This window comes from uncultured Sneathiella sp., from assembly GCF_963973085.1.
Lineage (GTDB): Bacteria > Pseudomonadota > Alphaproteobacteria > Sneathiellales > Sneathiellaceae > Sneathiella.
The window spans coordinates 265,211-290,274 of sequence record NZ_CAXAXA010000001.1; the positions used below are offsets into that span (position 1 = coordinate 265,211).

At 56.7% G+C, this 25,064-nt stretch carries 23 protein-coding genes; 13 read left to right on the top strand and 10 right to left on the bottom strand.

Annotation, left to right across the window (positions count from 1 at the left end; genetic code table 11):
• Positions 1-54: 54 nt before the first annotated feature.
• Positions 55-783 carry a TorF family putative porin gene (locus tag AACZ19_RS01215; protein ID WP_339630367.1) on the top strand — a complete coding sequence of 243 codons (729 nt, stop codon included), beginning with the start codon at positions 55-57 and terminating at the stop codon, positions 781-783.
• A 156-nt stretch (positions 784-939) separates the two neighbouring features.
• On the opposite strand, the gene AACZ19_RS01220 is transcribed toward AACZ19_RS01215, so the two are convergent.
• Positions 940-2,718 (bottom strand): methyl-accepting chemotaxis protein, encoded by a 1,779-nt coding sequence (locus tag AACZ19_RS01220; protein ID WP_339630369.1) that lies wholly within the window; start codon positions 2,716-2,718, stop codon positions 940-942.
• 131 nt (positions 2,719-2,849) lie between these two features.
• Complete coding sequence (locus AACZ19_RS01225) at positions 2,850-3,296, bottom strand: MaoC/PaaZ C-terminal domain-containing protein (protein ID WP_339630371.1); 447 nt, start codon at positions 3,294-3,296, stop codon at positions 2,850-2,852.
• Between the two features lie 150 nt (positions 3,297-3,446).
• On the opposite strand from AACZ19_RS01225, the gene AACZ19_RS01230 reads away from it, so the two are divergent.
• From AACZ19_RS01230 to AACZ19_RS01240, 3 genes are all read left to right on the top strand, one after another.
• Entirely contained in the window at positions 3,447-3,743 is a 297-nt protein-coding gene (locus AACZ19_RS01230) for a hypothetical protein (RefSeq protein ID WP_339630373.1), read from the top strand.
• Positions 3,744-3,996: 253 nt separating this feature from the next.
• A complete protein-coding gene (locus AACZ19_RS01235; protein WP_339630375.1) occupies positions 3,997-5,520 on the top strand; it encodes a BCCT family transporter in 1,524 nt (507 codons plus the stop codon).
• A gap of 133 nt (positions 5,521-5,653) precedes the next feature.
• Complete coding sequence (locus AACZ19_RS01240) at positions 5,654-6,349, top strand: glutathione S-transferase family protein (protein ID WP_339630377.1); 696 nt, start codon at positions 5,654-5,656, stop codon at positions 6,347-6,349.
• A 104-nt stretch (positions 6,350-6,453) separates the two neighbouring features.
• Here AACZ19_RS01240 and AACZ19_RS01245 read toward each other — a convergent pair whose 3' ends face one another.
• From AACZ19_RS01245 to def, 3 genes are all read right to left on the bottom strand, one after another.
• The gene (locus tag AACZ19_RS01245) at positions 6,454-7,236 is read right to left on the bottom strand and encodes a DUF1828 domain-containing protein (RefSeq protein WP_339630378.1); all 783 of its coding nucleotides are present in this window, start codon (positions 7,234-7,236) and stop codon (positions 6,454-6,456) included.
• 658 nt (positions 7,237-7,894) lie between these two features.
• On the bottom strand, positions 7,895-8,572 hold the full coding sequence (locus AACZ19_RS01250) for a COQ9 family protein (protein WP_339630379.1): 678 nt from the start codon (positions 8,570-8,572) through the stop codon (positions 7,895-7,897).
• 9 nt (positions 8,573-8,581) lie between these two features.
• Positions 8,582-9,196, bottom strand: a complete 615-nt coding sequence (def, locus tag AACZ19_RS01255) for a peptide deformylase (protein WP_339630380.1) — start codon at positions 9,194-9,196, stop codon at positions 8,582-8,584.
• Between the two features lie 105 nt (positions 9,197-9,301).
• Between def and rpsU the strand changes: the two genes are divergently transcribed.
• Positions 9,302-9,502: a 30S ribosomal protein S21 gene (gene rpsU, locus AACZ19_RS01260; protein WP_161316574.1), complete on the top strand. Its 201-nt coding sequence runs from the start codon at positions 9,302-9,304 to the stop codon at positions 9,500-9,502.
• A 95-nt stretch (positions 9,503-9,597) separates the two neighbouring features.
• Here rpsU and AACZ19_RS01265 read toward each other — a convergent pair whose 3' ends face one another.
• Positions 9,598-10,419, bottom strand: a complete 822-nt coding sequence (locus AACZ19_RS01265; protein ID WP_339630383.1) for a helix-turn-helix transcriptional regulator — start codon at positions 10,417-10,419, stop codon at positions 9,598-9,600.
• 147 nt (positions 10,420-10,566) lie between these two features.
• Between AACZ19_RS01265 and AACZ19_RS01270 the strand changes: the two genes are divergently transcribed.
• Positions 10,567-10,971 carry a hypothetical protein gene (locus AACZ19_RS01270; protein WP_339630385.1) on the top strand — a complete coding sequence of 135 codons (405 nt, stop codon included), beginning with the start codon at positions 10,567-10,569 and terminating at the stop codon, positions 10,969-10,971.
• 156 nt (positions 10,972-11,127) lie between these two features.
• Here AACZ19_RS01270 and AACZ19_RS01275 read toward each other — a convergent pair whose 3' ends face one another.
• Positions 11,128-13,902, bottom strand: a complete 2,775-nt coding sequence (locus AACZ19_RS01275; RefSeq protein WP_339630387.1) for a DNA methyltransferase — start codon at positions 13,900-13,902, stop codon at positions 11,128-11,130.
• Between the two features lie 105 nt (positions 13,903-14,007).
• On the opposite strand from AACZ19_RS01275, the gene AACZ19_RS01280 reads away from it, so the two are divergent.
• Entirely contained in the window at positions 14,008-14,829 is an 822-nt protein-coding gene (locus tag AACZ19_RS01280; RefSeq protein WP_339630389.1) for a hypothetical protein, read from the top strand.
• Positions 14,830-14,835: 6 nt separating this feature from the next.
• On the opposite strand, the gene AACZ19_RS01285 is transcribed toward AACZ19_RS01280, so the two are convergent.
• A complete protein-coding gene (locus AACZ19_RS01285; RefSeq protein ID WP_339630391.1) occupies positions 14,836-15,480 on the bottom strand; it encodes a hypothetical protein in 645 nt (214 codons plus the stop codon).
• A 217-nt stretch (positions 15,481-15,697) separates the two neighbouring features.
• Between AACZ19_RS01285 and AACZ19_RS01290 the strand changes: the two genes are divergently transcribed.
• The 5 genes from AACZ19_RS01290 (at position 15,698) to AACZ19_RS01310 (ending at position 22,566) form a co-directional block, all read left to right on the top strand.
• Positions 15,698-17,680 (top strand): ATP-binding protein, encoded by a 1,983-nt coding sequence (locus AACZ19_RS01290; protein ID WP_339630392.1) that lies wholly within the window; start codon positions 15,698-15,700, stop codon positions 17,678-17,680.
• A 413-nt stretch (positions 17,681-18,093) separates the two neighbouring features.
• The gene (locus tag AACZ19_RS01295; protein ID WP_339630394.1) at positions 18,094-19,998 is read left to right on the top strand and encodes an ATP-binding protein; all 1,905 of its coding nucleotides are present in this window, start codon (positions 18,094-18,096) and stop codon (positions 19,996-19,998) included.
• A 156-nt stretch (positions 19,999-20,154) separates the two neighbouring features.
• Positions 20,155-20,373, top strand: coding sequence for a hypothetical protein (locus tag AACZ19_RS01300; RefSeq protein WP_339630396.1), 219 nt, complete (start codon positions 20,155-20,157; stop codon positions 20,371-20,373).
• A gap of 33 nt (positions 20,374-20,406) precedes the next feature.
• The gene (locus AACZ19_RS01305) at positions 20,407-20,739 is read left to right on the top strand and encodes a hypothetical protein (RefSeq protein ID WP_339630398.1); all 333 of its coding nucleotides are present in this window, start codon (positions 20,407-20,409) and stop codon (positions 20,737-20,739) included.
• Between the two features lie 51 nt (positions 20,740-20,790).
• On the top strand, positions 20,791-22,566 hold the full coding sequence (locus AACZ19_RS01310; RefSeq protein ID WP_339630400.1) for a methyl-accepting chemotaxis protein: 1,776 nt from the start codon (positions 20,791-20,793) through the stop codon (positions 22,564-22,566).
• 33 nt (positions 22,567-22,599) lie between these two features.
• Here the strand turns inward: AACZ19_RS01310 and AACZ19_RS01315 are convergent, their stop codons facing one another.
• Positions 22,600-23,244 carry a cytochrome b/b6 domain-containing protein gene (locus AACZ19_RS01315; RefSeq protein ID WP_339630402.1) on the bottom strand — a complete coding sequence of 215 codons (645 nt, stop codon included), beginning with the start codon at positions 23,242-23,244 and terminating at the stop codon, positions 22,600-22,602.
• 79 nt (positions 23,245-23,323) lie between these two features.
• On the opposite strand from AACZ19_RS01315, the gene AACZ19_RS01320 reads away from it, so the two are divergent.
• Positions 23,324-23,941, top strand: coding sequence for a pyridoxamine 5'-phosphate oxidase family protein (locus tag AACZ19_RS01320; RefSeq protein WP_339630404.1), 618 nt, complete (start codon positions 23,324-23,326; stop codon positions 23,939-23,941).
• 255 nt (positions 23,942-24,196) lie between these two features.
• Here the strand turns inward: AACZ19_RS01320 and AACZ19_RS01325 are convergent, their stop codons facing one another.
• Positions 24,197-25,024, bottom strand: coding sequence for a Hint domain-containing protein (locus AACZ19_RS01325; protein ID WP_339630406.1), 828 nt, complete (start codon positions 25,022-25,024; stop codon positions 24,197-24,199).
• Between the last annotated feature and the right edge of the window lie 40 nt (positions 25,025-25,064).

A 25,064-nucleotide genomic window follows, 5' to 3' on the forward strand; every position in this document is an offset into this window, starting at 1 on the left:
GCACACCCCTTGCTAATTAAAGGATCATCAACGTGAGTAAAGGATTTACTTTAAATGAAATATTCCAGGTTGCTTTCGACGACGGTTCTCGCTCTAGGTCTCACCACAATGGCTCACGCGGCCCCGCTGGTTGAAGAGAGTGACGTACCGGGCGAATTTTCCGCCAATATCGGTTTCACCACTGATTATACCTTCCGCGGTATTTCACAAACGGATAACGAACCGGCCGTTCAGGGCGGGTTCGACTATACATATGACTTCGGCCCGGTTGCCGTCAGTGGCGGCGTCTGGGCGTCCAACGTCAAATTCACGGACGCCACGGTCGAGATTGATTATTACGTTGGCGTCGGCGGCGCGGTCGACGATTTCAGCTGGGATGTCTCGGCGATCTATTACAGCTATCCCGGCGCCTCCAGCAGCCTCAACTATGATTTCTTCGAAATTGCGCCGTCCGTCGGCTATGACTTCGGCTTCGCCTCGGTCAGTGCCGGCATCAACTATTCACCTGATTATTTCGGTAGCAGCGGCGATGCCTTCTATTACAGCGGCGGCGTGGATATCCCGCTCGGAGAATATTTCACATTAAGCGGCACCATCGGCTACCAGACGATTGACGATAATGCCGCCTGGGGCACCGATGACTACATGGATTACGGCGTCAGCCTCTCGACGGAGATTGCCGGGTTCGGCGTCAGCGCGGGCTGGACTGATACGGACCTGCCCAGCAGCCAGTGCAGCGATCTGTGCGGTATCTTCGCCCTTTCGGTGTCGCGTTCCTTCTAAGTTATTCCCGCTGGGCCATGTAGAGGTCTCCCCTACCATGGTCCTGTAACTTGGCCGTCTGACGATCCCTACTCCCGTCGGACGGCCTTTTTTTGCGAGACATTAAAAAAGGCGGCAGGGTTCCTGCCGCCTTTCGTCATCTGGATGTGATCGCGATCAGGCGACGCGATCGACCGCCTTGATATCGGCGAGATATTTCTCCACCAGCCTGTTCAGGCTTTCCGCCTGCGATCCCATGTCCTTCGTCGCATCAAGAACCTGGCCAGCCGTCCGGCCGGTTTCAAGAACCGCATCGTTCACTTCGGTGATATTGCGGTTCACCAGCTGGGCGCCGCTTGAGGCCTCGGTCACATTGCGGGAGATCTCCTGCGTCGCGGCGCTCTGTTCCTCGACCCCCGAGGCAATCGCCATGGAAACATCGCTCACCTTCGAGACAATCCCGCCGATCCCTTCAATCGCCCTGGCCGTATCTTCGGTGGCGCCCTGGATGCCATTGATCTGCTTGTTGATCTCCTCGGTCGCGTTGGCGGTCTGGGTGGCGAGGCTCTTGACTTCAGCAGCGACAACGGCAAAGCCCTTGCCCGCCTCTCCGGCGCGGGCCGCCTCGATAGTGGCGTTCAGCGCCAGCAGGTTGGTCTGCTCGGCGATATCCGTGATAAGCTGGATAACCGTGCCGATCTTTTGGGCGGAATCGCGCAGGCCCATCACCTTGACGGAGGCGCCTTCAACCTCGGTGACCGCTTCGTCGGAGATCGATCCGGCATGGCTTACCTGCTGGCTCACTTCGCGGATGGTTGTACCGAGTTCTTCCGCTGCCGCGGCGACGGACTGCACATTGTTGGCAGTCCTGTCGGACGTCTCCTTGGCCAATACCGATTTCTCGGAGGTATTTGAAGATGAGTCAGACATGCTGCGGGCCATCGTCTCGGATTTCGAAAGCGCCGTGCGGAAGGAGCCGAGAATACCGGAAATTCCGGCATCGAAATCCTTGTTCAGCGCGTCAATTTTGGCGAGGCGCGCCTCGCGCTCGTTGTTGATTTGCTCTTCACGGCGGCGTTGTTCCTCTGAGGCGGCGGCCTGCCGCTTTCTTTCTTCTTCCTCGTGAAGTTTTGCGGACTTCTCTGCCTCTGCCTGCTTCTCGGCCAGTTCCCGCGAGGTCACCACGCTATCCCGATAATCGACAACGGCCGCGGCGATGGTGCCAATTTCATCCCTTGACTGATGATCGACGGTAACCGACACATCCCCCGCACCGATTTTCTTTAGTGCATTGGCGCAGAGACGGAGCGGCGCTTCGATCGAACGGACAATGAAGATCGACAGCCCGACAAAAAGCAGAATGGCGACAGCCCCGGATCCAAGGATGGCAAGTTCAGATGTCCGCGCAGCGGCAATCGCGGCTTCGCTGCTGGCCACCATTTCCTCATCGATCAATTCGCCGATGGTCCCGTTCTCATCGGCGAGCCGGTCAAAGGCGGCAAAGAACTGCGGCATTGCGCTGATCGCTGCGGCGCGATCGGAAAAGCTTTGCTCGACAAGCTGCTCGGCCGTGCCGATATAGTTATCAAGTGCCGATTTAACATCATTGATTGCGGCGGAAATTTCGGGCTTGAGGGGCAGCGCCTCGTTCTTTTTCAGGGTTTCGCGAAATAAAGCCGCATGCTCCCCGATATCGGCAAGCACGGTTTCCTTGTCCGAGATTTTCTCGCCGCCCGACACCAGAAGCGCATTGAGCACATCCGATTTCAGGGCGTCATGCATCATGTCACCGATCAGGAAGTTGCTGGAGGCCTGACCCGATACCACGACATTTTCAAGCGTCGCGTTGAGCTTATTGGTGGCACTGATACTGATCCAGACCGTCACGGCAATTAGCAGGCCGGTGATGACTGACAAAATGCCGAATTTACGGCGCAATGACATAGTTTTGAACATTATGAAACCTTCTGTATACACGCGCTGGAGCGCGGCTTTTTTTGGCAATCGCGCAAAGACAACCATTCGCAATTGTTCGACTTTAGATAAAGAAGGTTAAGGAAACTTTATCCGACCGAGCCGCTTCGGCTTTATTCCGGGCGTTCCAGCAGCAGGAAATGTGCCTTGGTGGTAAAGGCAGTTGCGCCGTTCTGGTTGACGCAGCGCAGAACCGTATCGAGCCAGCCGCGCCCGGGCTTCGAGCTGGGCCGGGTCTCCAGTATTTCCATTTCCGTGGTCAGCACATCGCCCGCATGCAGGGGCGCGAGAAAATTCAGTTCCACCCCAAGGCCGGAAGGCAGGAAATGCCATTGCTGCCAGATATGCGTCGTCGCCTTGGAGGAGAGCGCGAAGGTATAGGCGCCGCAGGCCACCACATCGGGGAAACCCATGGCGCGGGCGGCCTCGGCGTCATAATGCATGGGCTGATCATCGAAGCGCCGCCCGAAATCCAGCATCTCTTCGCGCTCCACCGTCACCGTCGCGCCGGCGAACCTGTCGCCCTTGGCAATATCGTTGAAATAGAGTTTCCGCGCCATTGTCCGTCCCCGTCTGTTTTGGCTTGAGAATAAGCCGGATTGGCCGCCGCGCAAACGGCTATTTTCGAAAAGGCAGGTCGTGGGCGCGTCACAAGGGTGCCCACTTTTCCGTCCTCTTTGCCAGGACCCTGAAAAAATATGGAGAAAGAGATGGCCCGGATTACAGTCGACCTTTCGGGAAGCAAGGTCACGGACGTGAAGAAGATTGTCCTTTTTTCCAAGGACAAATCGAAGGAACTGGTCACCGTGGAGGTGAAAGACGGCAAGATCGACGCCGCCCATGCCTATCATGTCGATGCCACGGAACTTTATGCGGTCGTGTTTTACAAGGGCTTTCTGGAGAATATCGGCAAGAAGCATTACTATGACGTGAAGATCATCGGCAACGGCACGCTGGTGATCGGCGCTGATGGCCATGGCAACAGCCGGGTTAACTTCCGCCGTTGATGCATTCCACGGAAAGCAGCCTATACCCGCGGCCGCGGAATTCCCCCGTTTCGCCGAAAAATGCCGGACCCGGTTGGACATCAACTGTCGGATTTGGTAAAGTTTGGCGCCGCCGACGCATATATCATGAGTATCCCGGGAATGAAAAATTTTAACGCGCCGGCACCGGGAGGCAGAATATGGGGGAACTATGAGCGAAGACTTATATGAAACAGATTATGAGGTTGGACAGAGCAACCTCCAGAGATGGGGGATGGATGTTCATCACCCGGTTTTCTGGGTGTCGTCCGGCCTGGTAATCCTCTTCGTGCTCGGCGTCCTGATGGCGCCGGAAGCCGCGAAAGGCGCCCTTGACGGCGCGAAATGGTGGTCCATCGCCGCCTTTGACTGGCTGTTCATGCTGGCAGGGAATATCTTCGTGATCTTCTGCCTTGTGCTGATCTTCCTGCCGGTCGGAAAAATCCGCCTGGGCGGGCAGGATGCCAAGCCCGAGTTCAGCCGCATGTCGTGGTTCGCGATGCTGTTCGCGGCGGGCATGGGCATCGGCCTGATGTTCTGGTCCGTGGCCGAGCCCACGGCCTATTACACCGGCTGGTACGAGACACCGCTCGGGGTCGAGGCAAGAACGCCCGAAGCGGCGAGCCTTGCCATGAGTGCGACCATGTTCCACTGGGGCCTTCACCCCTGGGCGATTTACGCGGTTGTGGCGCTGTCGCTGGCGTTCTTCTCCTATAACAAGGGATTGCCGCTGACCATCCGCTCGGCCTTCTATCCGCTGATCGGCGATCACAGCTGGGGCTTCTTCGGCCATGTGATCGATACCGTTGCGGTGCTGGCGACGCTGTTCGGCCTGGCAACCTCGCTCGGGTTCGGGGCGCAGCAGGCCTCGGCCGGGCTTGCCTATCTGTTCGGCTTCGATGCCGGGATCAACACCCAGATTGCGGTGATCATCGTGGTCACGGCGCTGGCGCTGTTCTCGGTGATCCGCGGGCTCGACGGCGGGGTGAAGGTGCTCTCGAACATCAACATGAGCATTGCGGCGATCCTGCTGCTGTTCATCTTTATCGTCGGCCCGACGGCCGTCATCATCGCGACCATGGGCGACACGCTGATCGGCTATCTCGGCCAGATCGTCGCCTACAGTAACTTCATCGGCCGCGAGGATGAAGCCTGGATGCAGGGCTGGACGGTGTTCTACTGGGCCTGGTGGATCAGCTGGTCCCCGTTCGTCGGCATGTTTATCGCCCGCGTCTCCAAGGGCCGGACAGTGCGCGAGTTTATCATCGCCGTGCTGATCATCCCGACGCTGGTCACCCTCGTCTGGATGAGCGTCTTCGGCGGCTCCGCCCTTGACCAGATCCAGAACGGTGTCGGCACGCTCGCCGGCGGTCTCGACTCGGTCGAGCTGGCGATGTTCCACATGCTGGAGAACCTGCCGTTTGCCACCATCACCTCCGCCATCGGGATCGTGCTGGTGCTGGTCTTCTTCATCACCTCATCGGACAGCGGCTCCCTCGTGATCGACGCGATCACGGCGGGCGGCAAGGTCGATGCGCCGGTGGTGCAGCGGATCTTCTGGGTCGTCATCGAAGGTGTCGTCGCGGCGGCGCTGCTGTTTGGCGGCGGGGCCGATGCCCTCACCGCGCTACAGGCGGCGGCGATCACGGTCGGCCTGCCGTTCACGGTGGTCCTCCTCGCCATGTGCGTCTGCCTCTATATGGGGCTCCGCCACGAGAAGATCTACGTTGTCGACGAAGCCGGCGCCCCGGTCTCGTAACCAAGGCGACAACGCAAAAGCAAGGGCCAGCGGGTTAAACCGCTGGCCTTTTTTTATCTCCCCGATTGGCGTTTGACAGGTGCCCCCATTCCCTCGACAATGAAAATCTTCTCTTCAGGAACAGGAACAGCCCATGCGCGCGCTTCGTTATACCCTTGGTTCCCCTTATGCGCGGGCCGTGCGCGTCCTTCTCCATGAGCTTGCCCTCGACTATGAGCAACAGGCGGAACTGACCACCCCGAGCGTTGAGGAGCGGGCGACGGCCTCCCCCACGCTGCAGGTGCCGACGCTCTGGGACAAGGGTCATGTCCTCTGGGAGAGCGGGCTGATCGCCGAGTATCTGCTCACCACCTACCCCGCCATCTGGCAGGGATCGCAGCCGCTGGCCCGCGCCCTCACCCGCGACGGGTCCGAGTGGGAGGACAGGCTCACCCTCGCCACCGTGCAGACGCTGGGCACTGTCGCGACGACGATCAGCCAGATGAAATGGTCCGGTGTCACCTGGCAGGACAACGGCTATCTCACCCGCGGGCGCGAGCGGCTCCCGCATCTGCTCGGCTGGCTGGAGGCACGGCTGGAGGATAGGGAGACCGGCTTTTTCGGCCCCGTCACGGCGGCGCAGGACATCTTTCTCGCCTGCCACCTGAGCTTTATCGCCAACCGCCCGCTGGAGCTCGACTGCGAGCTGGCAAAATTCCCCAAGGTCGAGGCCCTCGTCGCCCGCCTGGAGGCCCGCCCCTCCTTCACCAAAAACCCCATCCTGTGGTGGGACCCGAAAGTCACCGGCTACGCCGACGACGGCATCACCCCGCTCTACGCCGAGGCGTAACGGGCGGCGCAGAGCACAAAAAGCAAAGACCAGCGGGTTAAACTGCTGGCTTTTTTGGTGACTCGCTGTACGTCAAAAATTTTTCTCTTATTGATTTTTTACTGTTAGTGCAGAGAAACGCTTTCAGCCATCTTTTGAGTAATTTCCTGTACAGTCCCATCCATAGCAGCAAGCTGTACTTCGCTATTCATAACGCGAGAGAGTGTTCTTGCTTTTATTTGCTGCGGTTTCCCTGTTTCCAATACCAGCATCGATTTAATTTTGCTGAGTCTCTCTTCCTTAATCTTGGCTGCAATTAAGAGTGATTCCAACGCTTTAACTTCAGAAGTAGCAGCGTATATTGCCAGAGCCTTACCATTGGGCGCATGAATAACAATATCTGCAAAGTAGTCTTTAAGATTTATATCAACTTGTGCAGAAAACTCGACTTCTGCCCGATCTGAAAAATTAACTTCTACCATTTCTTTAAGGTCTGCAAGAAAGGTATTCCTAACCTTAGATTGCGCCAACAAAACAAGGTCCTGTACACGCAACAATAATCCAATAAATTTCAGAAAAAGTGCCGGAATTCGTTCCTCTTCAACATATTCTGTATGTAGTAAAAACTCGGCTTCATCAAATTGGCACTCATATTCTCGTAGAAGCCTTGTTAGTTCCTCGAAACGTACTTCGTTGTCGAGATCAACGCCGTTTTCTTCCAAAGAAACAATCGTCTGTCCATCATCTTCAACTCTATAAAGACTCGTCTCTGAGCCGAAGCGTCTTACATAAAGGCCAAGTGCATCACCATCATTTCCGATAAACGGAGTACGAATGGCGTATCCTATAGGCACCTCGGTTACCGCAATGCCGGTACAGAATGCTTCGCATAATGCTTTCAGCTTCATAACAAAGACCCCTGTGCGTTGAATCGAAAACGCGTTGCCGCCTCCGACAACGCGTTTACTTCTGATACATTAAAATTTTTTAATGAACATAAATGTTCGTGTTGTGGCCACCTTAACGTATGAGACCTAGCTACACCAGGCTCGATAGTGTCAATTGCGTCATTGCACAAGTGACAATGCCAACCGGGTTCACTAGAGTGAAACTCATGATCACATAGTACGACCATGTCTCCATTTAACTCAACGCCAAATCGTGCCCTATATATGGATTTTTTCTCATTCAAAAGAAGCCAAATTCGGCATTTGTAACCTGCGGCGTCAAAACTAACAATTCTCGATTTATACTCTTGACCAAACTTCCAATTTTTAGCGCGTAATTTAGACATGGGAAAGCTAGACTTGGGAACATGACCTGTTTGCCATCTCCCTAAATTTACGTTTACTTTATTAGCTCTAATTATATTCGATAACTTCATTGCGCACCCGTCATTTTCTCTTAGTTAGGTCGCTGTTGAGCACTAGGTTTATCAGTAATATCTTTATAAGATACTACTAACCATGCCCCATTTGCAACCTTACGTTCATTCTAACGGGATTCATACGCTAAATTATAGTGGTGAAGACACAAGAATATTCTTTAATTCTCTTTTAAAGCGCCTCACCGCTCCGTTAAATTCCGCCAAAATCTTTTCGGGCTCGGGATATGGGAAAAGTCGGGCTTTTCCTTTAGCCGTTCGCGGCATTTGTATTTGGCGGTCTCGACCTGCATGACATTCTCGATGCGGCGATCGAGGAATTCCCAGGTTTTCTCATGGCCCGGCGACTTGTCGGCGAGCCAGTAGAGCAGCGTCGCACCATAGACGCCGGCGAGCGTCATGCGCTTGGTGTACCAGTTATAATCGCTTGAGGTATCGCCCGTCGCCCACCACATGCGGCTGACCGTGTTGGCCGTCAGCTTGAGGCCGAGGGCGGCATTCTGCGGCAGGCTGAGGATATTGACAGCGCGGCGCACGGCCTCCTTATGCATCGCATAAAGCTCCAGCCGGACACGAATGGCGAGCGTGATGCGCTCGCGAATTTTGAGGGAGAGCACGTCGCGCTTTTCCAGCTCCGCCTCCATCGCGTCATCGGCATTCTCGACGAACAGGCGGATCATGTCCACCGCGCCGTTCGGGAAGGCGAGATCGAAGGTGGCAACATCCTCGCCGAGGTCAGCGGCGGCGGCCTTCACCGCCTTCGGGCTCCAGCCGTCAAACAGCACATGCGGCAGCACCGCCTCCATCAGGCGGGTCTGATGCTCCCGCTCGGTCGTCGCATTGTCGTCGCTCTTGCCCATGGCGCGCTCCTATTCGGCTGCGGATGTACGAAGCCCCTCCATAAAGGCCTCGACTTCACTTTCATACACCAGATAGCGCATGTCTGTCATCCGCTCGGGATATAAAATGCCGAAAAGATGGTCGCATTCATGCTGCACGACGCGGGCGTGGAAGCCGCGCGCCTCGACATCAATCGCGCCGCCGTCAATGCCGAGGCCGCGATACCGGATATGGGTATGGCGCGGGACAAGGCCGCGCAGTCCGGGGACCGACAGGCAGCCCTCCCAGCCGAGCTCGATATCGTCCGAGAGCGGCTCGATCACCGGGTTGATGAGGATGGTGGCGGGGACGCTTTCCGCCATTTCGCCGTCCTCGCGCTGCACGCGCTCCTCCGGCACCTCGAAGATGACGAGGGACTTCGACACCCCGATCTGCGGCGCGGCGAGGCCGACCCCGCCGACCGCCGCCAGGCTGTCCTGCATATCCGCCACCAGCTGCTCGATCTCGTCACCGAACGGCGGATGAATAGGCGCCGCCACCTCGCGCAGCAGCGGATTTCCCATCTTCAGAATGTCGCGAATTGCCATAGACCCTTCCTTTTTCGTGTCTTTTATGTTATTTACTCTTTTGTTTAGGGAATTCACCTTAAAAATGTGGTTTTCCCCTTCACAGGGGAAATGAAGCGTGCTAAACCCGCGGCCACTCTGTAATCGGTAACACTTAGGTTTTAGATAGGAGCACGATTAACTGTGCAAGTTTCTGTTCGTGACAACAATGTAGACCAGGCGCTCCGGGCGCTGAAAAAGAAAATGCAACGCGAAGGCATCTTCCGTGAGCTCAAGCTCCGGGGTGCTTATGAAAAGCCGTCCGAAAAGCGCGCCCGCCAGAAAGCGGAAGCCATTCGCCGCGCCCGCAAGCTCGCCCGCAAACGGATGCAGCGCGAAGGCTGAGCCTCCCCGGTTCGCCGGGATACAGAATTCAAAAAGCCGCACCGGGGTTCCGGAACGCGGCTTTTGGCGTTTCTGGCCGGATGATTTGCGAGAGCCTAATCCGCCATTTGCGCGCGGACGGCGGCCTCGGTCTCGGCATTGGCGGGAAAGAAACTCTCGATCATGATTTCCTCCGCCGTGACATCCTGCGGGGTTCCGAAACTCGCGACCGTCGTGATCCAGGACAGGGTGACCCCCTCAACCACGAATTCCAGCGGCAGCACGGGCAGCGCGTCATGGGACGGGTTTTCGGCCGCAAAACTCTCGGGCACGCCCGGATAGTCGAGCACTTCCGCCAGCAGTTGCCGGAGCGGATCATTCCCCTCCGCGCCCTTGAGTTGCCGGTGCGCGCGCTCGACAATATGCCGCGCGGCGGGTTCCCAGTCCTTCAGCACCCGGCGCAGGCCATCGGCGTGCAGGGTGAGTTTCAGCACATTCGGCGGTCCCTCCCCGCCCGTATCGCCAAGGCCGAGCATCGCGATCAGTTTCGCGCCCGCCTCGTTGATCATTAATATATCGAAGCACCGGTTCATCACAATGGCAGGAAAAGGCTCCTGCTGCCTCAATATATGGTCGAGGGCGTTGCGCACGGTTTCAAGATGCGCATCGCCGAGCGGCCGCGCCGTATAGGCGGCCGTATAGCCCGCCGCGTTGAGCAGGCGGTTTCGCTCGCGCAAGGGCAAGTCCAGCGCGTCGCCTAGGCGCAGCACCATCTCCCGGCTCGCGCTTGAGCGGCCGGTCTCGATAAAGCTCAGGTGCCGGGCCGAGCTTCCCGCGTCGAGCGCGAGATCGAGCTGGCTGAGCCCCTGAACCTGCCGCCAGTGCTTCAAGAGCCGACCGAGCTCGGGCACCGGGGTTTGCATGGCTGACGCAGTCATCGTCCCTCCTTCTCATAAATCCGGCGTCCACAATAACCCGAAAAAAAGATCAGGAACATTACCCGTGAGGTAATTGAGAAGATAACCTGTCTCCGCCATCCTGCTTTCAGTAGAGCCCATGGCTCGCCCATCTGAAAGGAGATCAAGATGATGAACAAGTCTAACCTGCTACGGAACACCCTGCTGATCAATGCGGGGTCCTCGCTTCTCATCGGAGGGGCGGCGCTCGCCTTCGCGGACCCCTTGGCACAGTGGACGGGGATCGCCTCATGGATCCTCTATGTGCTTGGGGCGGGCTTGGTGCTCTTCGCTGCCGATGTTGCCTGGACGGCCACGCGAGATCCGATAAATCCGCTGTTCGCCAAGGCTATCATTGCTGCCGACGTTGCCTGGGTGGCGGGGAGTGGTCTCTCCCTGCTCCTGTTCTCAGACCGCCTGACGACGCTGGGGCAGTGGTCTATCGAGCTCATCGCTCTTGCCGTCGCTGCCTTCGCGGTCCTTCAGACCGTCGGCCTCAGGCGCCTGGGGGATCACCATCCCCGGACAGCCTGATATCCTCCGGATAACGCAGAAAGCCGTGGGCCTCGCCCGCGGCTTATCCATACCTGACCGATGACGGAATTTGAATAGTTTGTCACGATTAGGGAAGGCCTTCATACTAGTATAGATTTCGAAGATTGTCAAGGTTTTTTGGGGCGGCGCACGGCCCTATTTCCGGCGGCCGCGCTTCTTCTTTTCCGCCGGCAGCAGCGGCTGGGTCAGCTTCTGATAGCGATCAAACAAGAACTCGATACGCTCCTTTTCATCGCGGAACGCCGCCTTGCGGTACGCCTTATCGACGGCCTTATCGAGCGCCTGATGCGCCTTTAACAGAACCGGCGGCATGGTGTTCGGATCATAGAGATCGGCCAATGTGCTGCCCGGAAATTTTTCCCGCGCCGCCAGAACGGCCTCCGCCTTTTCGGCGATATTTTCCCGCTCCGCCTCACTCGCGACCGGCCATGGAAAGTTGTTGTAGACGATGTCTTTGGAATATCTGTACCGCCCTTCGAGCCGACCGCAAGTATAGCGCACCCAATCCATGTGCATTGCCGAAGATAAAATACCGAAATGATATTTTTCAGCATTTCTAACAATAAAGAGCAGATCACTGGCAAACGTGGTTTTGTCCATAAAGCCAATTGGAATGTAATGCCGTCTTTCCGAAGAGACTTTAGGCACAACTAAATATGAGCTTTCTGGAATATTCTCTACATGAAATCGAGTAGCCGTGTCCGCCAGTTTGCGAGTCGGCGCACTTTTGCTGGCAAGCCGGAAATTTTTTACGGCTTCAATCCTCTTTATAGCTTCCGGCATTGTTCGGAGTTCATTTGGTGGACAATCTCCCAACCAAAGGCACCAACGCTCATATCCATTTAAAAACTCGTGAGACCCTATCCACCGCCGAAAAAACTTTCTTGCGCCGGGTTCCAGTTTCAGAAATTCATCTTTTTCATCCGTCGTGAAAAGATAATTCCCGCCGTCTATGGGTTTGTTGCCTATTCCGATCTCCGGAACATTACAAATAGGTATCCTGCGGCTTGTAATCACAGTATCCGGACCATCCACCAGATACGGATTTACGTTGTTGGCCTTTACTTTATGAGGATCGGAGGTCAAGTTTTCATATTCGTATAGAAACTTCTTATCAGTATCATGCGCAGCAAATCCGATGATTACTACGTACACTGCGGCAACTCTCATCCCCTTTGCTTTTTTCTCGTCAATTGTCCATTTAAATGTCCGGTGGGCGAAGTAAATTTTGATGCCGTATTCTCGCAGTAACGTGCCCCATAGCACGCCAACCTGTTCGCCCTGAGCAATAGAATTTGTCGAGACCAATGCACAAATAATCTCGGTGTTTTGCATGTATTGCGCCGCTTTGCCGTACCACGCCGATACATAGTCCAGTATACCCGCACCTTTTACTCCGTTGAATACGGCCAGAAGTTCAGTTCGTTGATCCGCGGTCATATATTTCGAGCCGACAAACGGCGGATTACCGAGGATATAGCTGCATTTTTCCGGCGGCAGGACGTCCGCCCAGTCGGTCGTGAGGGCGTTGCCGTGGTGGATATGGGCGGATTCGGTGAGCGGCAGGCGGACGAAGGCCTGACCGAAATTTTCCGAGAGTTTCATATTCATCTGGTGATCGACCAGCCACATGGCGGCCTCGGCGATGCGGGCCGGGAATTCCTCGATCTCGATGCCGTAGAACTGGTTCACCCGGACCTTTGTCAGTGACCCGATATCCAGAACCATCGTGCTGGATTTTACGGGATGAAGCTCGTTCAGGATATCCAGCTCCAGCTCCCGAAGCTCGCGGAAGGCGAGGATCAGGAAGTTGCCGCAGCCGCAGGCCGGATCGAAAAAGGTGAGCCCGGCAATTTTGTCGTGAAATTGCTCAAGCCGTTGCTTCTTGCGGGATTTAAGGCCTTTCAGGTGATTGAATTCGTCCCGCAGATCATCGAGAAAAAGCGGATGGATGGTTTTGAGGATATTCTTCTCGGAGGTGTAATGCGCCCCGCCCTGCCGCTGGGCGGCGGGCAGCATCACCGTCTGGAACAGCGATCCGAACAGCGCCGGGGACACCTTCGACCAGTTGAAATAGGCGGATTTCAGCAGCGCGTCGCGCATCGCCGGATCGAAGGACGGAATACTGATCGCATCGGCGAACAGGTTGCCGTTCACATAGGGAAAGGCGGCAAGGTCCTCATCGAGATTGTTCTGGCGCCTGTCCTCCGGCGTATTGAGTATCTGGAACAGATGGACAAGCCAGTTGCCGAGGTCGCTGCCGTCCTTCTCCGTCCTGTCCTCGATCAGGCGAAGGAATATCTCCATATCGAAAATGCCGGTATCCTCGGCAAAATGGCAGAACATGATGCGGACCAGAAAACGCTCGAGGTCATGGCCGGTGTATCCGCTTTCCTCCAGCAGCCGGTGAAGGTTGCTCATAAGCTCGGACGCCTCGATATTCGCCGGGTCCTGATCGCGGTATTTCTGTTGCTGGTAACCTGCGATAAAGGCGAAGTGGCGGGCATTGCCGGCAAGCTCGGCGAGGGTGAAACGGTATTCCGCGTTCTCCTCCAGATCGAGCAACTCAAACGTCTGGAAATCCGAGAGCAGGATGTAGCGCGGCTTTTCCTTTTCCGTCAGGGAGACGAAATAATCCGTTGCCTGCACTCTCGCTTTCGCCAGATCGCGGCCCGCGGATTTTTGCTCAACCAGCAAATGCCCGGGCCAGAACAAATCGACAAATCCGTGATTGCCGCTGAGTTTGTTGATTTTCTCCTCGTAAACGGCAACATTCCGGCGGCGGTTGCCGAAAACTTCGAAAAACTCATTGTAAAAGGTCTGCGTCTCGCCTTTTTCGTAATGCGCGTCTTTCCAGTCAACGGCAAAATGGGCGGCGCGGGCGCGTATTTCATTCCAGCTTAGGGGCATGTTTTCTTCTTAACCAGTGCGGGTATTCGAAAACTAGGGGATTAATGATCTTCCCACAAGCGCTAAAGATGCAGCAATCTGATCGCTCCACAATCCGCATTGCCAGTGAATTCCCCCGCCCCTATACTCGCATGCAGGGTTATTGTTTGCGGGGGAGTTGGCGGTTTGGGTGACAATGAGCAAGGCGGGGTGCCGCTGCTGACGGTGCCGAGGGCCATTCTGGCGGCGGGGGCGTTCGTGTTCGGGAATTTCGGGGATTGCCTCGCGCGGGGGCTGCCGGTCTTTCTCGTCGCGCTGCTGATCGAGATCGGGCTCGGCTTTTTCTCGCAGGGCTTCTCCATCGCCGGGCAGGTGATCAGCATGATCCTGTTCAGCATATTCGCCGTTTCCTGGCACCGCTACACCCTGCTCCCCGCCGAGCGGATGCGAAAAGGGTTTGCGCTCGCCTTCGGTCTTCGGGAAATCAGGTTCGCCGGCCTCGCCATCGGCACGACCGTGCTCGGCCTGCTGGTCTTCCTCGCCTTTACCGCGCTGCTGACGTCGGGGATCGGCGCGATCATCGGCCTCGTCATCATGGCCCCGGTCTATATGACGGTGCTGTTCATGTATCCCGCCATCGCGCTCGATCAGCCGCTTGACCTATCCCTGTTCCTGAAAAAGGGGGTCTCGCTGATCCTCTCCTATATCGTCGCGCTCGGGATGGTCATGCTGATCCTCGTGGCGCCGCTGGCGATCCTCTTTTTCGCGATGAATTTGATCACGGACATTTTCGATCATTCCACCGCCGCGACGATAATCCTTCTCGTCGTGAACCTGTTCCTGTCGGTCCTGTTCGTGGCGATTACGGTGACCACCGCGTCCTTCCTCTATCGCGACATGATCGGATTGCGAGGCGAAGCGGCGCCCCCCTCCCCGCCGGGCGCATAAGAAAACTCAATCCGCGGCGAAGCAGTAGAAATAGCCGTTGCCGCCGGTGCTTTTGAGATTGTCCGGGCTGCAGCCGCGGCTATCATGGGCGGCGTTCCACGAGGTATTCCCGCCGCCATGGCGGTCGTGATGGCCGACAGTGGCGCTGCCCTCGGTCGAGCTCGTCCAGTTGCTGCAGGTCTTGTCCTCGGTCACGCTCGGGAAATAGGCCGTGCCGTCGGCCATGGTGCCGGTCAGGATGTCATGCTCGTTCGGCTTATCGCCGCGGCCCTTGACGCGGTTGCCCTTCTCGTCGAGCGCCGTGCGCATGGTGATGTTGGGGCTCAAATGCAGCATGTCGAGGTCGCTGGCGATCAGCTCGCCGAGCGCGTTGTACCACGGCCCGATCCCGATCCGCTCGCGCGCCGAGATGCCGCGCTTGCCCTCCTCCTGCGTACTCAGGTAGGCGCGCCATGTTTTCGGCGCGGCGCCAGCGTCCGTCGCGAGTTTCGTGCACCAGGCATCAGCTCCCTCAAGCCCGCCGAGATTAGCGCCATTGCCCATGCCGACGCTGGTGACGAAGAAGCTCATGGAATGATCCCCGGCCTGGGCGAGCGGAAAGCCGGCGGCGAAAAGCAATGTGGCAGCGGTGAGCGATTTCAACAGAGACATGATCAAATCCTTTCAATTCAGGCGCGGCGGACGCGGGTGAGAGGGCCGCATGGCGCCGGTAAATTAGATTTTATTGATGCGGGAAATGCAATGGGAAAGCCGGCCCCTCACAGAGATGTGACCGAACGCGGAGAAGGCGAAAAAAGATAAAAACTTGGGAAAGTTGTTTAAGCTTTCTTAAGGGTTTGTTTACTAGAATTCACCGATGAAAAAGCACATGGCAATTCAAAATCTGCGGCGCGGCCTCCGGCGGCTCCCGCGTCGGACGACGCTGGTGCCGTCTGTCATTGGTGCGGTCATGGTCGTGCTGGTCGTCACGGCCTGGGCCCTGACCCCGACAGCGGAAACCGAAGGCTATGTGACCGAGACGCGGAATGACCTCGCCAATTTCGCCGCACGGCTGGAATCCCATATCACGACACGGCTTGCCATTGGCGAACAGCTCCGCGACGGGCTGGTCGAGGGAAAGATTGCGGGCCGCGAGGAGTTTCTCGAGCAAACCGCCTATATCCACGACCTGTTTACTGATTTCCAGGCGATTAACTGGATCGACTCCAAGGGGGTGATCCGCTGGGTTTCCCCGATAAAGGGTAATGAGGCGGCGCAAAACCTGAATGTCCATACCATCCCGCCCGCCGACCTCGCCATTACTGAGGCCGCAAAAACCGGCCGCCTGCAGGTGACCCGCCCGATCGAGCTGACCCAGGGTGGCGGCGGGTTCGTTGCCTATATTCCGATTATCAAGATGGAGCGTGTCACCGGCTTTATCAATATCGTCTTCCGGACCGAGCCGCTGATGCAGGCGGCCATGCCGGAGTCCCTGATGAACAAGCATGACGTCGTCCTCATGGACAAGGACAGGCGGATCTACGGCACAATTGATACCATGGCCGGTCACGACCATGTACTAAGCAAGTGGATTGTCATCGGCAACCGGGTCTGGACTGTCAACCTGCTGCCGAAGGCGGAAACAATCGGCGCCTATTCAACGGCGGTGGACGAGGTCGTCCTGTTGACGCTCCTCCTGCTCTGTATCGCCATTGCCTGGCTCATCCATCTGGCGATGGTGCGCCAGGTTAAAGTGAAGGCGGGCGACAAGCTGTTCCGCACCTTCATCGAGCATACTCCCTCCGCCATCATCATCAAGGACGCCGACGGAAACTACATTCATGGCAACTCCCGCTGGCATGAGCTGTTCAACCCCGACCATAACGATATTGAGGGACGCACGGCGGCGGACTTCTTCCCAAGAGCCTACAGCAAGGAAGTGCGGGATCAGGAGAAACGGACCCTCGAGACCAAGGAAATGACCGAGTATGAGTATCTCAGTCCGGTTGCGGGCGGCGGGATCATGCCAACGCTGGGCCATATGTTCCCGATTACCGACGATCATGGAACCGTCACGGCCATCGGCTGTACATTGACCGATATCAGCAGCAACAAGAAAACGGAAAAAGCCCTCCGGGATGCACTGCTGAAGGCCGAGGAGGCGAACCAGTCAAAATCGAAATTCCTTGCCACCATGAGCCATGAACTCCGGACCCCGCTCAATGCCATTATCGGGTTCAGCGACATTCTGACCGGACAGTATTTCGGCCCGGTCGGAAACCAGAAATATATCGAATATGCAGAGGACATCAATCATAGCGGCCGGCATCTGCTGGCGCTGATCGACGAGGTGCTCGATATCTCGGCAATTGAACTGGGCAAACGTGAAATGGTGCTGGAACCTGTCATTCTTTTGGATCTGCTGTCGAGCTGTGTAAAATCCGTTCGCCATCGCGCCGAGAGCCAGGGGATCACGTTGACGCTGGTCGCGGATGCGAACCTCCCGGTTATCTTCGCGGACGAAACCGCAATCCGTCAGATTTTTCTCAACCTGCTCACCAACGCCGTCAAATTCTCCCATTCGGGGGACACAATAACGCTGTCCGCCGAAGCTGACGACGACAAGGTGGTCATCGTCGTTGCCGATACCGGTGACGGAATCAGGAAGGAACAGCTCCCCAAGATCACCGACCCCTTCGTCAAGGGGCATTCGAATTCCCACATCACTCATGAGGGAGCCGGACTTGGCCTCTCGATCGTCCAGTCCTTTGTCGCCGCACATGAGGGCACGCTGAATATCGAGAGCGAATTCGGCCAAGGCACCCGCGTCACTGTCTCCCTGCCCCGGACACTCAATCGCCAGGTCGCCTGACGTCTGGCGGCCGGGTAACCCTGCAGGAGAACGAAATGACGCTATGGCGCTATATTAGGTTGACAGCATATTGTTTTTTAACTAAGAACCGCCTCACTCAACTTTTGTTTGTTACAAAACATTATTTGGTTGATCAGTTAAATAACGCTGGATATCGGCGTTTTTTTTGGGCGTTTCCGCAGAGAAATTCCGAAGAGTTTGATTAGCGGATTAATGAGGAAAAATATTTCTGCCCCGGCATCCGGTTTCGGATACCGAGAAAGAGGAAGTATTTTGTTCCGCTGTGCATTTAACATGACAATTTATTGAAAAGCTGCAAATTGCCGAAACCACTGTTCCTTAGCTATCTTCATCAACTCCCGACGTTGCTCATGCGCCGCACGGTGTTGGTGCCTGCTATGGTATGTGCATCCATGTTCATTTTGATCATCGGAAGCTGGCTGCTGATCCCGACAAGCGACACCAAGGGACTGGAAACGGATACCCGGCGCCATCTCGAACGTTTCTCCGCGAAGCTGGAATCCCATTTCCGGACCAACCTCGTCATTGCCGAACATGTCCGCCGCGAGATCGTCGCCGGCCATGTCTATGGCAAGCACGAATTCCTGTCCGAAGCGGCGTCCGTTTATGACCTGTTCCAGGATTTACAGGCGTTCAACTGGATTGATGCCGACGGCGTTATTCGCTGGGTCTATCCGCCGGAGAAGAATGAGTCGGCGCAGAATATCAATGTTTACAATCTTGACGGGCCCGGTTCCGTCTTACGCAGCGCCGCTAATACCGGGGAGCTGCGCATGACGCCCCCCATTGAACTCAGGCAGGGCGGCAGTGGCATAAGTGTCTACATTCCGGTCGTTCGCAACGAGATATTGCTGGGCTTCCTGAATATCGTGTTCCGGACCGAGCCGCTATTGCTGTCGGTCATGGATCACGGTTTCCTCGACCAGTTCCATGTGAGGATACTGGATGGCAACACGCTGGTCTTTGCGAACGCCGATGCGGCGGTGCTTGATTCCGGCATGCCGCTTACGCACACCATCGCGCTCGGTGATCGCCGTTGGACTATCTCCATTGCACCGACGGCGGCACTTATTGCCGCAAATAGCTCGATAATCGACGAGCTGATCCTCGCCTTCCTGCTGCTCCTGACAATGGCAATTTCCTGGTTGATTCATACTTCCATGGTACGTCAGAGGAAGCTTCATACCAGCGATGTCCTGTTCCGCACATTTATCGAATACTCCCCCGCAGCCATCTCGATCAAGGACCTCAACGGACATTATCTCCATGTCAATGACCGCTGGCACCAATGGTTCAACCTGGAACAGCAGGACATCACCGGGAAAACCATGGAGTATTTCTTTGAGAAAGAGGTTGCGAAAAAAACGCGCGCTCAGGAGCTGCAGATATTAGCGGAAAAGAAGCCCATGGAATGGGAGTTTGAAAAGGTACTCCCCGATGGCGCGATTGTTCATATTCTCGCGCAGAGGTTCCCGATCATCAACAGGCAGGGCGAAATAATCGCCACCGGCAACATCAATACCAATATCAACGCCAACAAGAAGGCCGAGGAAGTCCTGCGCAATGCGCTGTTAAAGGCGGAGGAGGCGAGCCAGTCAAAATCGAAATTCCTCGCCACCATGAGCCATGAACTCCGGACCCCGCTCAATGCCATCATCGGGTTTAGCGAAATCCTGACCGGCGAGTTTTTCGGACCGGTCGGCAACAAAAAATATATCGAGTATGCGCGCGATATCAACCATAGCGGCCAACACCTGCTCGCCCTGATTGACGAGGTGCTCGATATCTCCGCGATCGAGTTGGGCAAGCGTAATATCGTACAGAAGCCGATCGCCATCGCCGACATACTCCAGAACTGCATCAAGTCCGTTTCCCGGCGCGCCGAAGCCAAGGCCATCGCCCTGTCGCTGCAGACACCATCGAGCCTGCCGATCATTGAAGGTGATGAGACTGCCCTGCAGCAGGTGTTTCTCAACCTGCTGACCAACGCCATCAAATTCTCCCATTCGGGGGACACAATAACACTGTCCGCCGAGGCCGATGACGACAAGGTGGTGATAGTCGTTGCCGATACCGGCGACGGCATCAAGAAGGAACAGCTTCCTGACATTACGAATCCGTTCGTCAAGGGGCATTCCAACTCCCTCATCACACATGAGGGGGCCGGCCTCGGCCTTTCCATCGTCCAGTCCTTCGTCACCGCCCATCAGGGCACCCTGAATATCGAAAGTAAATTCGGTTACGGCACCAGTGTCACCGTCACCCTGCCCCGGGATCTCCATCGTCAGGTCGCCTGACGGACCAGCCCATTTCCTGCGCTGACCTCCTTCATTAACTATAAATAAACAGTTCTTCCTTTATTGTTCTATTACTTTCAGGGGCGAGAACTAATAAATATCGACCTCTGAATACAGAATTTTACTTAATTTAGTTTGCAATATTGGAGTAACACCATGATCCGTAAGGCAGTTTCCTCTCTTGTCGCCATCGCCGCATTTGCCGGACTGGTGACAACCGCCGCCGCTAACGACTATACCGTCGCCATTCAGAAGATGGTCGACAGCGACGTCCGTAACTGGGCACAAAGCGACCAGGTTGTCGCCGCTGTCAAGGAACAGAACAAGAAGTCCGCCGGCCTCAGCCAGAGCGATATCGACAGCCAGGACAAGTAATGGCGTGCCGAAACTGCCGGTGGTGACCAGAGCATGATCAATGCCGTCCTCGCCAACAGCCTTTCGAGCTATCTGAAAGACGTCAAGGGTAAATCCCAGGGCCTCTATACCGAGATTTTCGTCATGGATATGAAAGGCCTGAATGTCGGCCAGAGTGACGTGACCTCCGACTACTGGCAGGGTGACGAAGCCAAATGGCAGAAGACCTATGGCGTCGGCCCGTCCGCCGTCCTGATCGACGAGGTTGAGTTCGACGATTCCTCCCAGACATACCAGTCACAGGTCAGCATTGCCGTCGTTGATCCTGCAACAAACGAAGCTATCGGTGCCGTCACGGTCGGCGTCAATGTGGAAATGCTGGAATAGGCCCTCGTTTATTCCCTGTTTGCCCAAAAATATCGAAGGAATAAAAACAAGATGAGCGTTGAGACCCCGACGACCCTGGACACCGGACATGACAAAAAGAAAGCCGCGGTCAAGCTGACCGTAAGCCGTAAAATTCTTCTTGTCGTTTTCGCCACGACCCTGATGGGTCTCTCGCTTCTCGTGTTCCTGGGGCTGCAAAACCAGCGCCAGGATTTGGAGAGTCTGGCGATTTCCAATAACCTGACCATCACCAACCTGATGGCGGAGCAGCTTTCCGGCGCGCTCAAATGGAAAAAGCCCGATAAAATCGCCGAAGTCTATCAAGAGCTGGCAAGTCACGCGGACAGCGTCCTTGCTGACGTCGTCACATTCGATAGCGAGGGCAATGTCGTTACCGAATATCAGTCCGACAGCCTGCCGACCGTCAATATGGCCGGTGAGTTCGAGCGGCTCAAGACGGGCCTTGGCGACAGCGCCGTCTATTCCGAAATGACCGGCACGCATCAAATTATCCTGACGCCTGTGATCACCCCCAAGGACGAGCTTGTCGGCTATGCCGCCGTCACCTGGAGCCTGAACCGGCTGAATGACCGGCTGTCCGCCAACCTGATGCAGCAGCTGCTGCTGACCGGCGCGGCCCTGCTCGGTATCATGCTGCTCACCGGATTCCTGCTCAACCGTTTTATCGGTAAGCCGCTGAGCCAGCTGACCGGGGCCATGACCTCGCTTGCCAACGGCCAGCAGGATATCACCATCGTCGGGCTGGATCGCAAGGATGACGTCGGGGATATGTCCCGCGCCGTGCAGGTCTTCCAGGCCAATGCGGAAAAAATGAGGGCACTCGAAATCCAGCGTGAAAAGGACGCCGAGGAGAAAGCCGTCGAGGCCGACACCCGCCGCCAGGCAGAAATGCAACGCGCCGAGGAAGAGAAACGCCGCGACCAGGAAGCGGCCGATAAATCTACCGCCGAGCGGATCAGCTTCGCCCAGGCAATCGCCCAGAAACTTGAATCCTCCGTCAATGCGGTCGCCCAGCAGATTTCCGGGGCCGCCGCGACCATGGAAGAAAAGGCAAAAAGCATGGTGACGAGCGCCGCCGATACGGACCGTCACTCCACCGCCATCGCCGCCGCCTCCGAACAGGCCGCCGGGAACGTGAGCGGCGTTGCCTCCGCCGCCGAGGAGCTCTCCGCGTCGCTTCAGGAAATCTCCCGTCAGGTGGATGTGTCCGCCAAGCTGTCGAAAGAAACGATGGATGTCGCGGAAACAACCGATGAAGTAGTCGGCAAGCTGGCGGTTTCCGCCGGTGAAATCGGCAACGTCATCGAGCTGATCAACAATATCGCTTCCCAGACGAACCTGCTGGCCCTCAACGCCACGATCGAGGCCGCCCGCGCCGGAGAGGCCGGCAAGGGTTTCGCCGTCGTCGCCTCCGAGGTCAAGGGCCTTGCCGCCCAGACCACCAGCGCGACGGAACAGATCACCAGCCAGATCGACGGCATGCAGAATGCCACCACCAAGGCCGTCGAGGCGGTTAAGCAGATTGAGGAAATGATCGTCCGCATCAACGAAACGGTTCAGGTCATGGCGACGGCCCTCGAAGAACAGAATTCGGCAACGCTGGAAATCACCCGCAATGTGCAGCAGGCATCGGCCAGCACAGGGGAAGTTTCCCGCTCGGTCACCGATGTCTCCAATATGGCGGCCGCCTCCGGCACCTCCGCGACGCAGCTTCTCGGCTCCGTCGGGGAACTGACGGAATTCTCCGCCAAGCTGCGCGAGGAAGTCGCCGCTGTGCTTACCGATATCCGATCAATGGCAAGCTAGCCAGACCGCCGGGAGCGGGAAAAGCCGGGCAGGTCAATTGTCCGGCTTTTTTTTGCGAAAACTGAACATCTGAAACAGGATGCGCTGACCGAAGATCTCATGCAGAACCGCCGCCCCGACATGCACGGCAAGATAGGCCCACATCAGGCCGCCGAGGGCTTCATGAACATCCTCGATCTCATGGAGGGGCCCGCGCAATTCTCCCGTCTCCGGCGCAAACAGGAAAATCACCGTGCCGGACACGGCCATCCCCGTGGCGACCAGCAACCCGAGGCCCTGGATCGCGCCTGCCAGCGGGCTTGGCTCCTTCGTGCTGGGCAGGGTCACGGCCAGAACGGCAGACAGATAACGGCGGATATCCTCAATGAGCGCCCGCCGCCCGGCCGCGCTGAACCATGGGAACAGATGTCCAAGCTTGAGCGGACCGCGGCGCACCAGCGACCAGAGCCAGTAAATCACCAGCAGCGCGAGCAGGCTGATGCCGATCCGCTCATGTATCTCGTAGAAGAAATCCCCGGGATAACCGTCATCCGGTTCCTCCATGATATTGCTGACCAGCAGTTGAGCTGAAATACCAATAGCAAAGAGAAGGTGCAGCAGACGGCTGAAGCGGTCATAAAACACGGGCAGGCTCCGCAGTAATCCATGGTTGACCTCAACTATACCCCATGCCGCCATTCCCGGTAATTGATCCTGCGCAATTTTTTCTGTACAAATGGACAAAACAAGGCGCGCAGAATTGGCCGGAGACAGAACAATGAAAGAGCATAACATCACCACCGTTGAGGAGCTTTACAGCGTCTACAAGCAGCCGGGAGAGCGCGCCGTGCAGAAGGAAATCCCGAAGCTCGACAGGCATTGCCGCCACTTCATTTCGCTCTCCCCTTTCCTCGTGCTCAGCACCGACGGCGGCGACGGTACGGCCGATGCCTCCCCGAGGGGCGATGCGCCGGGCTTCGTCTCCGTGCTCGATGACAATACCCTCGCGATCCCGGATAGGCCGGGCAACAACCGCCTCGACAGCCTGATCAACATCCTTCGCAATCCCGCCGTCGGCATGATCTTTCTGGTGCCGGGGATTAACGAGACCCTGCGCATCAACGGCACGGCGACGATCAGCGTCGATCCGGAGCTGATGGAACAACATGCCGCCCAGGGCAAGCTGCCGCGCTCGGTGCTGCTGATAAAGGTCACCTCGGCCTATATGCATTGCGCGAAGGCGCTGATCCGCTCGAAGCTCTGGGCCGAGGAGAGCAAGGTCGAGCGCAAGGCCTTCCCGACGCTCGGGCAGGTGCTCGCCGACCAGATCGCCGGGATGGACGCGGAACAGTCCGACGCCTATCTCGAAGTTGCCTATAAGGAAAATCTCTACTGAGGGCGACCCGGCGGCCTTAGCGGCTCTGGTGGTTGCCCCAGGTGCAGCACATCAGGTCCGGGTCCTGCTCCGCCGTCGTCGTCTGACAGGCCGCGAGCAGGAACAGCGCCGCCCCGATCAGTAAAATGCGCATCGCCACACTCCTTCCATAACCCACCTCAGGGAAATGAGCTTTTCCACGGAAGGATCAAGTGCGCCGGATCACAAAAAAAGCCGCTGATTTTCACCAGCGGCTTTTGTTTGGGTCGATTGCGGTTATTGCACCGTCATTCCCGCGTATCGTGGCAGATCCGCACCGATGGCGCTGCTGCTCTCGACATTTTGCCCGGAATAGAGATTGCCGATGGTCAGGCGCGACTTGGCCAGCACATAATCCTCCGGCTTCGGCAGCGGCCCGAACCAGTAGAGCGGATGCGGTGTCTCCCCGCCCTTGGAGATCAGGCCGTCTGGATGGAGCACATAGCCTTCGCGTTCCAGCGCCTCCATCACCCGCCAGTCATCGCCGCCATCCTGACCGATCATGCGCGTGCCGAGGCGTATCCGGCCATGGGAATAGGCTTTTTGCGATTTATCGAGGATATAGGCCACCTTAACGAACCGGTCCCCGTCGCTGCCCACCGGTAAGTTCGTTGCGGCGCGGATCAATTCGCCCTCCCGGTTGACGATCGCGCCATCGGCAACGAGGATGTCCATGATCGGGATATGCCGGCCCTGATGCGGCCCGTCGCCACAAAGCGTCGCATGGCCCGGCGTCATCTTCACCCCGTGGAAATCAATGATCTCCTCGACCTGATTGACCATCGTCCGGGTCACCCGCGCTGCCTTAAGCTCCCCAAGGCCGCCCAATTCCGCCGGATCATAGGCCAACACCTCATCCCCGACTTCAATCTGCTCGATAGGCTTCCGCGAGCCATCCGCCATATCGATCAAAGTGCCAGCCGAGAAGCAGCGAATCTCCGCATTTTCAGGGATTTCATAATTGATTTCTTCGTCTGTATAGCCAAGATTCTTAAGCTGTTGTTTTGCATTATCAAGACCACCGATGTTTCCATATTCGTCCATCAGACTTAGGATAACTGGCATGGTGTTTACATCAACTCTCAAGCCTTCACGCATGTATGAG

Bases quoted from the DNA above. Each gene is read 5' to 3' on its own strand.
- AACZ19_RS01215 (WP_339630367.1), top strand. From the start codon at position 55: ATGAAATATTCCAGGTTGCTTTCGACGACGGTTCTCGCTCTAGGTCTC.
- AACZ19_RS01220 (WP_339630369.1), bottom strand. From the start codon at position 2,718: ATGTTCAAAACTATGTCATTGCGCCGTAAATTCGGCATTTTGTCAGTC.
- AACZ19_RS01225 (WP_339630371.1), bottom strand. From the start codon at position 3,296: ATGGCGCGGAAACTCTATTTCAACGATATTGCCAAGGGCGACAGGTTC.
- AACZ19_RS01230 (WP_339630373.1), top strand. From the start codon at position 3,447: ATGGCCCGGATTACAGTCGACCTTTCGGGAAGCAAGGTCACGGACGTG.
- AACZ19_RS01235 (WP_339630375.1), top strand. From the start codon at position 3,997: ATGGATGTTCATCACCCGGTTTTCTGGGTGTCGTCCGGCCTGGTAATC.
- AACZ19_RS01240 (WP_339630377.1), top strand. From the start codon at position 5,654: ATGCGCGCGCTTCGTTATACCCTTGGTTCCCCTTATGCGCGGGCCGTG.
- AACZ19_RS01245 (WP_339630378.1), bottom strand. From the start codon at position 7,236: ATGAAGCTGAAAGCATTATGCGAAGCATTCTGTACCGGCATTGCGGTA.
- AACZ19_RS01250 (WP_339630379.1), bottom strand. From the start codon at position 8,572: ATGGGCAAGAGCGACGACAATGCGACGACCGAGCGGGAGCATCAGACC.
- AACZ19_RS01265 (WP_339630383.1), bottom strand. From the start codon at position 10,419: ATGACTGCGTCAGCCATGCAAACCCCGGTGCCCGAGCTCGGTCGGCTC.
- AACZ19_RS01270 (WP_339630385.1), top strand. From the start codon at position 10,567: ATGATGAACAAGTCTAACCTGCTACGGAACACCCTGCTGATCAATGCG.
- AACZ19_RS01275 (WP_339630387.1), bottom strand. From the start codon at position 13,902: ATGCCCCTAAGCTGGAATGAAATACGCGCCCGCGCCGCCCATTTTGCC.
- AACZ19_RS01285 (WP_339630391.1), bottom strand. From the start codon at position 15,480: ATGTCTCTGTTGAAATCGCTCACCGCTGCCACATTGCTTTTCGCCGCC.
- AACZ19_RS01290 (WP_339630392.1), top strand. From the start codon at position 15,698: ATGGCAATTCAAAATCTGCGGCGCGGCCTCCGGCGGCTCCCGCGTCGG.
- AACZ19_RS01295 (WP_339630394.1), top strand. From the start codon at position 18,094: ATGTTCATTTTGATCATCGGAAGCTGGCTGCTGATCCCGACAAGCGAC.
- AACZ19_RS01300 (WP_339630396.1), top strand. From the start codon at position 20,155: ATGATCCGTAAGGCAGTTTCCTCTCTTGTCGCCATCGCCGCATTTGCC.
- AACZ19_RS01305 (WP_339630398.1), top strand. From the start codon at position 20,407: ATGATCAATGCCGTCCTCGCCAACAGCCTTTCGAGCTATCTGAAAGAC.
- AACZ19_RS01310 (WP_339630400.1), top strand. From the start codon at position 20,791: ATGAGCGTTGAGACCCCGACGACCCTGGACACCGGACATGACAAAAAG.
- AACZ19_RS01315 (WP_339630402.1), bottom strand. From the start codon at position 23,244: ATGGCGGCATGGGGTATAGTTGAGGTCAACCATGGATTACTGCGGAGC.
- AACZ19_RS01320 (WP_339630404.1), top strand. From the start codon at position 23,324: ATGAAAGAGCATAACATCACCACCGTTGAGGAGCTTTACAGCGTCTAC.
- AACZ19_RS01325 (WP_339630406.1), bottom strand. From the start codon at position 25,024: ATGCCAGTTATCCTAAGTCTGATGGACGAATATGGAAACATCGGTGGT.